The 12,309-nt window shown below is 65.2% G+C and carries 13 protein-coding genes; 4 read left to right on the top strand and 9 right to left on the bottom strand.

What is annotated here, in order from left to right:
* From ACNJ7E_RS14580 to ACNJ7E_RS14605, 6 genes are all read right to left on the bottom strand, one after another.
* A partial coding sequence (locus tag ACNJ7E_RS14580; protein WP_418340207.1) for a YciI family protein occupies nucleotides 1-366 on the bottom strand: 366 nt, incomplete at its 3' end.
* A gap of 916 nt (nucleotides 367-1,282) precedes the next feature.
* Nucleotides 1,283-1,621, bottom strand: a complete 339-nt coding sequence (locus tag ACNJ7E_RS14585) for a hypothetical protein (protein WP_418340208.1) — start codon at nucleotides 1,619-1,621, stop codon at nucleotides 1,283-1,285.
* A gap of 117 nt (nucleotides 1,622-1,738) precedes the next feature.
* Nucleotides 1,739-2,047 (bottom strand): tyrosine-protein phosphatase, encoded by a 309-nt coding sequence (locus ACNJ7E_RS14590; RefSeq protein ID WP_418340209.1) that lies wholly within the window; start codon nucleotides 2,045-2,047, stop codon nucleotides 1,739-1,741.
* Between the two features lie 403 nt (nucleotides 2,048-2,450).
* Entirely contained in the window at nucleotides 2,451-2,969 is a 519-nt protein-coding gene (locus ACNJ7E_RS14595; protein ID WP_280782302.1) for a nuclear transport factor 2 family protein, read from the bottom strand.
* A gap of 56 nt (nucleotides 2,970-3,025) precedes the next feature.
* Nucleotides 3,026-3,253: a hypothetical protein gene (locus tag ACNJ7E_RS14600; RefSeq protein WP_418340210.1), complete on the bottom strand. Its 228-nt coding sequence runs from the start codon at nucleotides 3,251-3,253 to the stop codon at nucleotides 3,026-3,028.
* A gap of 11 nt (nucleotides 3,254-3,264) precedes the next feature.
* Nucleotides 3,265-4,419 carry a 3-ketosteroid-9-alpha-monooxygenase, oxygenase component gene (locus ACNJ7E_RS14605; RefSeq protein WP_418340211.1) on the bottom strand — a complete coding sequence of 385 codons (1,155 nt, stop codon included), beginning with the start codon at nucleotides 4,417-4,419 and terminating at the stop codon, nucleotides 3,265-3,267.
* A 418-nt stretch (nucleotides 4,420-4,837) separates the two neighbouring features.
* Here ACNJ7E_RS14605 and ACNJ7E_RS14610 point away from each other — a divergent pair, with 418 nt between their 5' ends.
* On the top strand, nucleotides 4,838-5,563 hold the full coding sequence (locus tag ACNJ7E_RS14610) for an IclR family transcriptional regulator (protein ID WP_418340212.1): 726 nt from the start codon (nucleotides 4,838-4,840) through the stop codon (nucleotides 5,561-5,563).
* Between the two features lie 126 nt (nucleotides 5,564-5,689).
* Nucleotides 5,690-6,856 carry an NADH:flavin oxidoreductase gene (locus tag ACNJ7E_RS14615; RefSeq protein WP_418340213.1) on the top strand — a complete coding sequence of 389 codons (1,167 nt, stop codon included), beginning with the start codon at nucleotides 5,690-5,692 and terminating at the stop codon, nucleotides 6,854-6,856.
* 253 nt (nucleotides 6,857-7,109) lie between these two features.
* Here the strand turns inward: ACNJ7E_RS14615 and ACNJ7E_RS14620 are convergent, their stop codons facing one another.
* On the bottom strand, nucleotides 7,110-7,946 hold the full coding sequence (locus tag ACNJ7E_RS14620; RefSeq protein WP_418340214.1) for a class I SAM-dependent methyltransferase: 837 nt from the start codon (nucleotides 7,944-7,946) through the stop codon (nucleotides 7,110-7,112).
* Between the two features lie 197 nt (nucleotides 7,947-8,143).
* Between ACNJ7E_RS14620 and ACNJ7E_RS14625 the strand changes: the two genes are divergently transcribed.
* Nucleotides 8,144-10,210 (top strand): FUSC family protein, encoded by a 2,067-nt coding sequence (locus ACNJ7E_RS14625; protein ID WP_418340215.1) that lies wholly within the window; start codon nucleotides 8,144-8,146, stop codon nucleotides 10,208-10,210.
* 281 nt (nucleotides 10,211-10,491) lie between these two features.
* Here ACNJ7E_RS14625 and ACNJ7E_RS14630 read toward each other — a convergent pair whose 3' ends face one another.
* A complete protein-coding gene (locus ACNJ7E_RS14630) occupies nucleotides 10,492-10,758 on the bottom strand; it encodes a hypothetical protein (protein ID WP_418340216.1) in 267 nt (88 codons plus the stop codon).
* Nucleotides 10,759-10,825: 67 nt separating this feature from the next.
* Nucleotides 10,826-11,029 carry a hypothetical protein gene (locus ACNJ7E_RS14635; protein ID WP_418340217.1) on the bottom strand — a complete coding sequence of 68 codons (204 nt, stop codon included), beginning with the start codon at nucleotides 11,027-11,029 and terminating at the stop codon, nucleotides 10,826-10,828.
* 344 nt (nucleotides 11,030-11,373) lie between these two features.
* On the opposite strand from ACNJ7E_RS14635, the gene ACNJ7E_RS14640 reads away from it, so the two are divergent.
* Nucleotides 11,374-12,309, top strand: a 936-nt coding sequence (locus tag ACNJ7E_RS14640; RefSeq protein ID WP_418338726.1) for an IS701 family transposase, incomplete at its 3' end; no start/stop codon positions are given.

A 12,309-nucleotide genomic window follows, 5' to 3' on the forward strand; every position in this document is an offset into this window, starting at 1 on the left:
CTCGAGCCATTCGTGGATCGGTTTCCCGTCCGCACCCGGGGCCGCGGACAGCTCGCCGGCCAGTTCGAGTGCCCGCTCGTGGGTCTCGACGTCGATCACCATCCAGCCGGCGATCAGGTCCTTGGTCTCCGCGAACGGGCCGTCGGTCACTGGCGGTCGCCCCTCGCCGTCGTAGCGGACGAACGTGCCCTCCGGGGAGAGTGCCTGACTGTCGACGAACTCGCCGGTGCTTTCGAGCCGAGCGGCGAAGTCGTTCATGTACTGCACGTGGGCGGAGATCTCCTCCGGTGTCCACTTGTCCATGGGCACGTCGTTGACCGATGCCGGCGCGCCACGGTAGTGCTTGAGCAGCAGGTACTTGGCCATCATGTTCTCCTTGGTGCGGTACGGCCCATTCTGGCCGTTTCACTCCGGGGACGCAGCCGCGCGTGGGTTCTCGACATCCTACGGCGACATTTCCTGACCATCTTCTCTGTCGGGGTCACGATCCATCGCGGGGAAGGTGAGAGCCGCTCAGCTCAGTCGTCGGATGTGGGGCAGGGTGTCGGCGAGTTTGCTCGAAGAGGGTGTGCCCCGACGTGGAGGCGCTGAACGCCCTTCTGACGACGGTGGGCCGAAATCGGGACCTGGTTTTCGACGAACCGGACCGGCTCGCCCCTGGGTGCCCGCCGGGGACCTGAGACCGCCCCTCTGGGCGTCGCCGGGGTTGCGCGGACGAAGTGCAACGTGTGGTCGGCGGGTGTGCAGGTGACGAATCCGATTGCCCGCAAACGTCCCCGGTTGTATCCGATTTGGGGTGCGTCCAGCAGGACACGAGAGGAGTGACTACGGGTCGGACCGGAGACCAGTGTCGAAAGCCTTGTATTAGGGGGGAGCGAGGATGTGGTCCGTAGCATGTAGCGAATCCTGCGGGTGCGCAAAGCGGTCCAGATCGTGAGTGGAGGCTGTGAAGTTCCGGCGGTTCGTGAGTAGCCGTACCCCGCAGTTGCATATCGGTCATGGTGGGCCTCTTCCGTTTTGGAATCGTTCGGCGGAGCGGCGGTGTGATCGACAGGTCGACGCGGTGTCCTGCGGGCCGTTGTGCTGTGTGGGGGGCGTAATGGTGTTGTGACCTGGTGTGATGGCATGTCCCCGGGTTGTTATCCGGTGTGGGTGGTGGGGCGGGCGTCGCGGGGTGCTGGTTTTGCCCCGATACCAACCCGTTTTGAATAATGGCCGTATGTACCGACTTTCGGTATCGCATTGGTGCGCAAATGGTTTCCATGTTTGCGCACGTCGTCGTTTATCGTGTTTCGGGAACGTCGTGAAATTTGTACCGGATACGCAGGAGCATCTTTTCGGTGTCGAGATGCCCGTCTGATTCCGCCTGTTCGATCATGTCGACGAAGTTCGCTTCCCAGTCGTCCGGAGCATCCGGCGTCGTCAATAACTCTGCCTCGAGACGGTGCAGGTCAACCCACAGATCTCCACGTCGCCACCGGGCCAAGGTCGAGAGCCGTCCCACACGACGAATTCGGCAACTCGCCCCTCGATCGATGATGGCTTCGAGGCCGGCGGGATCGCCGGTCCAGGCGATCCACGCGGTGGGGACCGAATGGTGTGCGTTGATGAACAGCCGCATGGTGGATCTCCCGGTCGGTGTCGCGCCGGTGCATGGCGATAGCTGAGGCTGAAGGCATAGCCGAGGCAGTCTCCACGCGATGAGGTGTACTTCCCTGGCGGGCCTACCCTGTTCGGATCAATAGCGTGGGTGGATGCTACCCGCGGTGTTCGTGAGACCGGTGAGCAGCGTGGCGTAGCCGGCCCGCTCAGTCGCTCCGGTGACGTTCTTGCGGTTCCCGTCCTGCATCGCGGCGCGGGCGTCCTCGGGTGTGTGGACATTGGCGATGAATTCGTCGATGTTGCCCGCAACGACCGGGATGTTGACGTAGTTCACGCCGGCGGGCAGCTTGTCCTGCTTCTGCGTGATCTCGTCGGGTCCGCGCAGATCGTAGGCGGTGGTCAGGCTGAGCCCGGCGAGGGTGGCGAGGTCCGCGTCGTTCGGCACGATCGCGTTGGAGCGGTAGAAGACCCCCTGTTGACCGTCTTGCCGTGTGCCGCCGGGTAGCCGGCGCCGGTACCCGCCACGTCGCGGAAGTTGTCGACGCTCGCCAGTCGGGGTGCGTCCGCACCCGGCGTCGTCTTGCCGTTGCCGCCCGGGCCGGGCAGGAACAGCGGGGCCGACGCCGGAGGAGCGGTGGGCTCGGCCTGGGCGAGTCAGGCGCCGCCGAGTTCCGCGAGCAGTACTCCGCCGGCGAGCAGAAGCATCCCGCAGATGCGGGAATGGTGTCTGGACATGAAGAACCTTCCTAATCTGTGGGTCAGGCCTGTCGGGAGGCGAACGTGTCAGTGGGCGCGTCCATGGCACGGCCACCTTGGCGTTCTCCGCTGAGCGTGATCGGGGTTCGCAATCAGCCTGGGGGACCGGCGATTCCTGCGAATATCCTTCGTGCTTCGTCCTGACCGTCGAGGATGCGGCTGGTCCTCGTTGTGACCCTCCAGCCGTCGCAGGTGCGGGTGAGCTCCCACCGGTTCGCCGTGACTCTGCTGACCTGATATCCGTCGCCGTCGGATCGGCGCAGGATCAGTTGCGTGTGGCAGAGCGCTACCGCGGCGTCCCCGTCCACGGTGATGTGCGCAGGGCTCATGACGTGTCCGCAGCCTTGACGCAGGAAGCCCTGGTGGGGGTCTGTTCGAACCATCGCTTCGATCTGGCCGCGTCCGTCCATGCGGCCGGTGTCGACGTCATAGACGCCGTTGTGGGTCCACAGTCCGGCGACGAGATCGGCAAGTCCGCAGTCGACGGCCGGACCGTAGGAGTGCATCAGCCGCATGATCTCGTTGTGGTCCTCGAGTAGCTGAACTCGTTTCTCCAACAACTGCATTCGGGATTCGATGTCCGGACCTCCGGGCCCGGTCATGTCGCTCATGTTATTCCTTTCCGGATGGCCGACAGGCCATCGCCGGAGGGAGTAAAGGGATGTGGTCAGTCCGGGGGGATCGGGATCGTGCCATCCAGGACGGCCTGCCGGAGCGTCTCGCGCAGCGCCGAGCAGTTCCTGATGCGGACCCCCTGGCGGCCCGGAACGGCGTCGACGCGGAACTGTGCGCAGGAGGTTTCGCAGTCGGCCAGCCACTGCACGGAAGTGTGGTGCCAGCTGAACTTCTCCACCATCACCCGGGTGCTGCAGGTGCTGCATTCCAAGGGTTGCATGACAATTCCTCTCAGGTGGGCTTGCCTGCGGCGGTGCTGCGGGCGAGGTTGTCGGCGACTTCCTGCTTCCAAGTCTCGATCGGTTTGGTGGTGTCGAGCTCGTACTCGAAGCGGTCCACCATCTCGGGCTTGATGTCCGCGACGTCCACGTAGAACTGCTCGTACCAGCGGCGCAGCTGGTAGACGGGGCCGTCCTCGTTGGTGAGCAGGGGGTTGTCGATCCGGGTCTTGTTCTTCCAGATCTCGATGTCCTGCTCGAAACCGACGCCGATGTAGCCGATCATCGCGTCGACCAGTTGGTCGGCGATCGCGGCGGGCACATGTTCGGTCTTCTGGACGGTGATCCCGTACATCAGGACGAATTTGTCGGGGGTGATCGGGTAGTGACAATTGATGAGGATGGAATCGACGTCGAACTTGTCGTACTCGTAGGTCAGTTCGTCGACCATGAACGAGGGCCCGTGGTAGGCGGCGAGGGACCGGTGTGCCAGCAGTTGGGGGACGTCCGGGTCCGTCCATTCGGTGATGTCCTCACGGCCGACGCCGCTTTGCTCCTGGATCGCGACGTGCCCCTCGAAGATGTTCTTGAAATACGTCGGGAAGGAGAAGTGGACGTAGAAGAAGTGCGCCATGTCGACGACGTTGTCGATGATCTCGCGGCAGTTGGTGTCGATGACGATCGACTTCCACACCCACTCGGTCCACTCGGTGCCTGGCGCCCTCATCACCGGGATCGTCACCTCGGCCGGCGGCGGGTTGCCCTCCGGGTCGTGCCAGACGAACAGCAGCTCATCCTGTTCCATGGTCGTCCAGGCGCGAGTGCGCGCCAGCGGCGGAACCCGTCGCGCGTAGGGGATGTCGGTGCACTTGCCGTTGCCGCCCCAACGCCAGTCGTGGAACGGGCACGCGATCGAATCGCCCTTGACGGTGCCCTGACTCAGGTCGCCGCCCATGTGTCGGCAGTAGGCGTCGAGGATCTTGATCTCACCCTTGCTGTCGGCGAACACCACGAGCCGGGTGCCGAACGCCTCGATGGAGTGCGGCGCGCCGTCCCGAAAGTCCACCGCCAGCCCGAGGCAGTGCCACCCCCGGGCGAAGCGAGCAGGCGGTGTGCCCTCGTCGATGTAGCGGACCTCGTCGGTTTCATCGATATTCAGAGCAGTCATGGTGGTTTCCTTCCTTCTGGTCTTTGCTCAGGTCGCGCGCAGCCACTTGCGGCCGCGCCCCGCCTGGCGTCCGGACCGAATGCGCAGAACTTGGCGCCATGAGGCGTCCGCGTTGTGACCTCGGCCACGGGTTCCTGGCCACCCTGTCAGCGCCAGACGGCGGTGCACCACTTCCGCGTCCGCTCAGCGGACGACACGCTGGTCGATCGCGGTGACCTCGCGTGTCGTCACGTGTTGCCTGCACCGACTCGCGTTCGACGGGGCCTCGATCTGCAGCGGGCGAACACGAGGCAGTTCCCGCTCACCGGAAGGGGCTCTGGTGATGCGCCGGTTCCGAAGCTGTGCTGGGAGTGCCTGTCCGTCCCGGACGGCCGGTGGCGCTCCAGGTCGCGACTGCCGCCAGGGGAGGGAGAAGCCGATGTTGCACGGAGAACGCACGGAGAACGTCCCGCCCGCGTCCACCCTCGATCGGCTGTCCCTGGTGCTGGACTGCTTTCGCAGCACGCCGGCTCTGAGCCTCACCGACCTGTCTCGCCGAACGGGGATACCACGGACGAGCACTCGTCGGATGCTCGAGCATTTGGTGCGACTGGGCTGGCTCCGTCGCCGGGGCAGCGAGTTCGAGCTCGGGGACACACTCGTCGAGTTCGGAGCGCTGTCGCTGTACCAGAACAAGTTCGACCGGGTGGTGGCCCCGGTGCTCCGCGAGCTGCATCTTGTTACCGGTCACGTCGTTCATCTCGGTATCCTCGACGGCACCGACGTGGTCTATCTCGAGAAGGTCGGCGGCCAGACGGCCCCCAACCTCCTGACGCGGGTCGGAGACCGCATACCCGCACGGTCGTCGACAATCGGGAAGATCTTGCTCGCAACCGCCCCACAGTCCGATGATGCCTCCGCCGACCTCCGCTCCGAGACCGACAGACTCCGACGTCTGGGAATTGCGTTCGGAACCTGCGCGGCAGGATTCAGTTGCATCGGAGTGCGAGTCGGTTCCCTGGGCGGAGCGCAAGCAGGGCTCTCGGTCAGCGGACCGACGAGCCAAGTGAAGTTCGACCATCGGCATGCCGCACCTGTGCGTATGGCGGCTGCAGCCATCGCACAGTACCTCGACTTCGCGTCAGTGACCCGAAGACCTGCCTGACAGTGCCCGCTGGGCAAGGCCAAGACTATTCGACCCCGCCCAGCTTTCGGGATCTCCACCTGGCCGAGATCCGCTCACCGGACTGCCGGCTTGCTCGCGTATCGACCCCGTTGGCACCGTGTTCTCATGACATCCGACCTCACCGATTCGCGTCGAGTTGATCCCGAAGGAGCAGTGAACGCGCTGTTCGAGCCGCTGCAGGTCCGCTCCCTTGCCCTGCCGAACCGCATCGTCATGTCCCCCATGACGAGGGAGCATTCACCCGGTGGGGTCCCCGGTGCGGACGTGGCCGCCTACTACCGGCGGCGCGCCGAGGGCGGCAGCGGTCTGGTGATCACCGAAGGCGTGGCGATCGACCACCCGACCGCCGTCGACAGTCCGAAAGTGCCACGCCTGCACGGCGAAGCGGCACTTGTGGGCTGGCGCGGCGTGGTCGACGAAGTTCACGAAGCGGGTGGCCGGATCATCCCGCAGCTCTGGCACGTCGGACCACTCTGGGGCGCGATGAGCGACGTGGATCCGAGCCTGAGTTCGATGCGCCCGTCCGGAGTGTGGGGCCGGGCGGGGCGCACCGTCTACCCGGCCGACTACATCGCCCGTGCGAGCGCTCCGACCGCGCCGATGACCGAGCAGGACCTCGAGGATGTCATCGCCGCGTACGTGCGCTCGGCCCGCAACGCGGTCGAGGTCGGATTCGACGGGATCGCCATCCACGCCGCACACGGCTATCTGTTGGATTCGTTTCTGTGGGAGTCGACGAACCAACGCACCGATCAGTGGGGCGGCGACCTGCAGCGGCGCACCCGGTTCCCGGTGGAGGTGATTCGGGCGATCCGGCGGGAAATCGGTCCGGAGCTGCCGATCTTCTTCCGGTTCTCGCAGCACAAGCAGCAGGACTATGGCGCCCGGATCGCGAACACCCCCGCCGAGCTGTCCGTCGTACTGAACGCGCTGATCGACGCGGGAGTGGACGTGCTGGACGCCAGCATTCGCCGTTTCGACCTCCCAGCGTTCGAGGGGAGTGATCTCACACTGGCTGGGTGGGCGAAGAAGCTGACCGGAGCCGTGAGCATGGCCGTGGGCAGCGTCGGCCTGACCAAGCCACTGCGCGACACGGGCACGCCCGAACCCGCCGACCTCGATGGCGTATTCCGGCGGTTGAAAAGCAACGAGTTCGATCTGGTCGCGATCGGGCGACTGCACCTGGCCGATCCGGCCCTGGCTCGCACGCTGCGCCGCGGTGGGCCCATCCCGACCTTCGACCGCGAACGACACGAGGGACAGCTGTACTGACGTGGATTTCTAGGTCAAGATCGATCTGAGTGTCCACGGCTGTACTCGTGCCCATCGAGCCGCACCCCCCGACTGAACCTGCAGCCATTCGGGTTGTTCGGTGTCGAGGGAACCGGTGATGCATTCGTGGACCGGAGATTTCGAGGTTCTGGCCGACAGTGTGGGCGCGGGTGTAGTCGTCGTCGCCGAGACGGATGGGGATCCGGTGGGCGGGGCCGGGGTTGGCGTCTTGTCCAGCCGGTGATGATGGCCGCTAGTCTCGGGGCCGGTTGTCGTGATGCTTGACCCACCGCCCCTGTTGGTGGTCCCAGTAGCGGGTGCGATCGTGTGAGTGACCAGGCGGTGGTGAAGCGGGCGCAGCTGTGCCCGTCGCGGCTTTTCTGTGTGATCCTGTGTGTGCGCCGGGAGAACCACCGCCAGTCGGATGCCCGATGGAGGGGCTGCGGTGGGGCAGCCTGTGCGCGCGCAGAACCACGTCGTGGGTGTGGTGTGCACCCGCGCCGCCACTGATCGAACGCTCCCGCACCTCGTTCACGTCGATGTGCCAGCTGTCGTCGAGTAGCGCCGCCACGTCACCGGGTGTGACCCAATCACCGGGATCGAAGCCGTGCTCCCGCGCCGTATCCGCGTCGCGGATGTCGTGGTGGACGACCAGCAAGATGCTACCCGGTGCGACCGCGGAGACCAGCGCACGTTCGGCGGCACGATGGGCGGTACTGCGCAAGGCGGGGTACTGGGCTGAGACCAGGTCGAAACCACCCGCGGGCACGTCGGCATCGAGCAGTCCGCTCAGCACCCAGGTGATGTCCACGTCTTCCCGGTCGGCGTGGGCCCCGGCCCGGTCGAGGGCGATGCGCGAAACGTCCAGCGCGGTCACGGCCCATCCCTGCCGGGCGAGCCAGAGCGCGTCGGCGCCTTCACCGCAACCGACGTCCAGGGCGCGTCCCGGCGGTGCGCCGGTCATCTCGTCGACAAGTGCACCGTTGGGTTCGCCGCTCCACACGCGATCCTGCTCGCTGTAGCGCGCATCCCATTCGTCCGCCTCACGTGATGTCGTCTTGACCTCGGTGACCTCGCCCGCATCTTCCATACCAACACAGTGCAATAGCACCGACGGTGTCCGCGAGAGTTCTTGCCGTATCGGCAAGCTAGGCAATCGCAAGACGGGCGCCGGCCGGGTCGGCGGGCAGGGACCGGTGCGTGGTGTAGGTGCTGTCTCGGCTCCGCCATCAACGAACTCGCACGCCTCTCACGATCGGGGATGAACCCAGGGCGCACAATCGGTGAATGCCTTTTCGGTTCGTACAGGAGACAGTCCGTTTTCTCGCGGTCTCCGATCCCGGCAGGCTGCGGCTCCGTGCCGCAACCGCCACGACGATCACCGTCGTGCTCGCGATGGTGGTGCTACTACCGGGTTCCGACGTGATCGGCCAGCCACTCACCGTCGCGCTTCTCGGGACGGTTGTCGCGATGCAGTCCTCGGCGGCGGTCAAGGACAGGGATCAGCACAGCAGGGTGATCACGACACTGCTGCTCGTGTTCCCGGCAATCGCAGCGGTGTCGATGTCCGCGGCGCTGTCACAGTTCGGGAAGGTCGCCGATGTGGGTTTCATCGCGGTGCTCTTCGCGGCCGTCTGGGTGCGGCGCTACGGCCCGCGAGGGACGGCTCTCGGGATGGTCGCGTTCATCTGCTACTTCTTCGCGCTCTTCCTTCGGGCCGAGCCTGGGCAGATTCCCATCCTCGCCGTGTCCATCGTCGCCGGCGTCGGTATCTCGCTCCTCGTCCGAACAGTGATCCTGCCGGATCGGCCGGGGCTCGAACTCAAACGGTTGGTTCGGGCGCTGCGGGCCGCGTCGATCGACGTGCTGGAGGTGGCGTCGAACAGGGGTGATCGGAATCTCGATCTACTCCGCAAGAAACTCGATCGGCTCGGAAGCACCGCGCTGATGATCGACGACTGGCTCGACCGCAACGATGCAGCTCAGCTCCTGAGCGTCACGAATGATGATCTGTCCGTTCGTATCTTCGATGCGCAAATCGCTACCGAACAACTCGTCAGCGCGCTGTGGGCGCTCGACCCGAACAAGTCGTGGCCGAATTCGCTGGGGCAGGCGACCACGGCACTGGGATCGTGCCTGCAGAACAATCCGTCGGACGAGCAACTCCGCGCTGCCCGACGCCTCGCCGCCGCGGCCGCAGACAAGTCCGATCCATCGACTCCGGCGGGTATCGCGACCGCCGTCGCGATGCGAGCAGTGCAGGCACACATCGCGATCCATCACATCACCAACAATGCCCTGCGAACAGAATCCGAGCCGAGGAAGAAGCCGGACGAGGACGAAGAAACGGACACCGGATGGAATCCGAGCACCAAAGCCGCGATCCAGGTAGCCGTCGCGACCAGCGCTGCAACGATCCTCGGTGAGCTCATCTCGCCCGACCGCTGGTACTGGGCGGTCCTGACGGCCTTCCTCGTTTTCACCGGAGCATCTACCCGCGGTGAGATTCTCTCGCGCGCAGGCCACCGCGTCGTCGGCACCATCGCGGGAGTTCTTGCAGGAGTATTGCTGTCCGCGTTGGTCGGAAACAACCAGCCATTGCAGCTGCTCCTGCTCGTCGTCTGCGTATTCTTCGCGTTCTACCTCGTGACGGTCGCCTACGCATTGCTCTCCTTCTTCGTCACCGTCATGCTTGCGATGCTCTACGGACTGCTCGGCACATTCAGCATCGAGGTACTCGAACTCCGCATCTACGAAACGGCGGCCGGCGGAATCGTCGGAATAGCGGCGGCGTACTTCATCTTCTCCACCGGAACGAGATCGACGCTGACCTCGAAGATCGACGACTACCTCGATCAGATGACTGCCATCATCGACACCGCTATCGGAGCCGTCGTCCAACCAGGCCACGAGACTGACCTCGTCGCCGACATCCGGAAGCTGGACAACGCGCTGAAGGACCTTGTCACAGCGGGCAAACCCTTGGAAATGGGACCGACGACGCGGACCCGCCGGGGCGCAAAACGGTTGTTGCGGATCATGACGGCCGGCAATCGGTCGTCTCATGCACTCGCCCGAGCAGGGGTAAGCGCCGCCCGCGGCGAACCAGACAGCGAACCGTCGCAGGAGACCGCGAAGGCATTGCGCCAAGCATCCGACGTCACCAAGGCAACCATCGCCGACGTCAAACGCGCACTCGCCGGCGAGCACGTAGAGCCTCCAGAGAAACTCACCGAAACCTCGGCACCCGACGTCATGCTGCAGTCGACCACCACGCCGGGGCCGGTTCGCAGTGCCGTCCGCTCGCTCAGCACCCTCAACCGCACGATGGGGGAGGCATTGACGCATGTCTGATGGCTCGTACGTACTCCCGAGCGAAGCACAAAGCAAGCCAGTCGAAGCGGGAAGCCTGCCGAAGTCCCCGGCGCTGACCCGCAACGGTGGGCGGTCTTCGCGAGGAGGCGGGGAGCTCGATTACCCATAACTCGGCCAAATCCTCAGGCGCACATGTGTGGACGAGGTTGACATCACCGACCCGCAGTCGATCGACCGGCCGTTGCGTGTCGCGGTCACCAATCCCGCGGTGCTGGTCGAGTTCGGGTTCTCCGGCAGCCGGTATCGATGAGGGCATTCGTTCACCCAGCGGACGTCAGCACTCCGATGATTGCAATCGCGATCGCCGAGGCGGCGCCACAGATTGTCCAGGCCTGCACAGCGGTCCGGCGCCAGCGGGGATCGCGGATCCGGGTGGTCGGCGCGGGGGCAGCGCCTCCGCCACCGACACGTGACGGTTCGGGTTCACGTACGTGACGGTGCGACATCGCATCCGCAGCGAGCGCTGCGCCGAGAGAGGCGACCACCACGGTCAACGTGACGGCGATGACCACAACAGTCCAGGGCATATGTGCACCGTGCCTTTACGATTCCTGGGATGCCGACGGCATGCGTCGACGTCGGTGTGGGCGTGCGTCATGGCGAAGGCCGGAGCATCACAGCTGCCGCGATGAGGCCGGCGAATGTCGCGGCGACGATCGCCGCGGTGGCGCGCAGGGAGCTGGTGACCATCCAGGCGGGCATGGCGACGGATAATGCGGCACCGGCACCGATGACTGGCTGTGAGAGGCGTTCTGCACCGCCGGGAATGTGCTGCTTCATGGGTAGCGAGGGATGCATTCCATGCTCCTTTCGCAAAGGGATGGACGCAGGCGGTGGTGATATCGAGTCCGATCGGCAGGGCCGCCTGGGTGGTTTGTCTGTCTCCTCCGGTAACGATTAAGAGTGATTTGGATCACAATTGAGTTGCAGGGCTCGTTTGTACCGCATTCCTGTCGGGAGCGCCACTAGGCAACCGTCCATGTTCGGGAATCCCCGGCAGCGTCCGGTGCGATTCGCGGTAACCCGCTGGGTGCTGTAATCCGCTCGGGGGATCGAACAACGACGTGAATCGCCGACGTTGCGAGACAACGGGACTTAATACTGCAACGGCACTTGCTTGACAGGTAGACGATACTGATTGTGTGGTCCTCGATCTGGTTGCTGCCGAGTTGGAAGCGTTGCATGAGCGGATCTCCGGTCGGTTCGCCCGGTCGGAGCCGCGGTCCCGAGTCCGTGAATATGTGACGGGTTTGGTTGCAGGTCTGGAACGCAAGAACGGGTGGACCCTCGCCGAGCGCGCCGGCGAGATCAGCCCGGACGGGATGCAACGGTTGCTGCGGCGCGCGGACTGGGACGTCGACGGCGTCCGCGACGACGTCCGTGACTACGTGGTCGAACGCCTCGGCGATCCGGCCGGTGTACTGATCGTCGACGACACCGGATTCCTCAAGAAAGGCACCCGCTCGGCCGGGGTGCAACGCCAGTACTCGGGCACCGCCGGACGGGTGGAAAACTGCCAGATCGGCGTCTTCCTCGCCTACGCCAGCGGCGCCGGCCACGCCTTGATCGACCGGGAGCTGTACTTGCCCGAATCCTGGACCTCCGACCGCGACCGGTGCCGCGCCGCCGGCATCACTGACGACATCGAGTTCGCGACCAAACCGAGACTGGCACAACACATGATCGAACGCGCCCTCGACGCACAGGTCCCGTTCTCCTGGGTCACCGCGGACGAGGCCTACGGGCAGGTGAAGTACCTGCGGGTCTGGCTCGAGGAACGCGATATTTCCTACGTCCTGGCCACGCGCTGCAACGACGACGTGTTCACCCCGCACGGTCGCGCCGGTCGCGCCGACGAGATGATCGCCGCGGTCCCGGCGAAGCAGTGGCGCCGGATCTCCGTCGGCGACGGCGCGCACGGCCGGCGCGAATACTCCTGGGTGCGGATCCCGATCCGGATCGCCTGGGCACCCGGGCGCGGGCACTGGCTGCTCGCCCGCCGATCCCTCTCCGATCCGACCGAGATCGCGTACTACATCTGCGCCGGACCCCGCCGCACCACGCTCACCGAACTCGCC

The sequence above is a fragment of the Rhodococcus mengyinensis genome (assembly GCF_048381435.1).
Taxonomy (GTDB): Bacteria; Actinomycetota; Actinomycetes; order Mycobacteriales; family Mycobacteriaceae; genus Rhodococcus_F; species Rhodococcus_F opacus_D.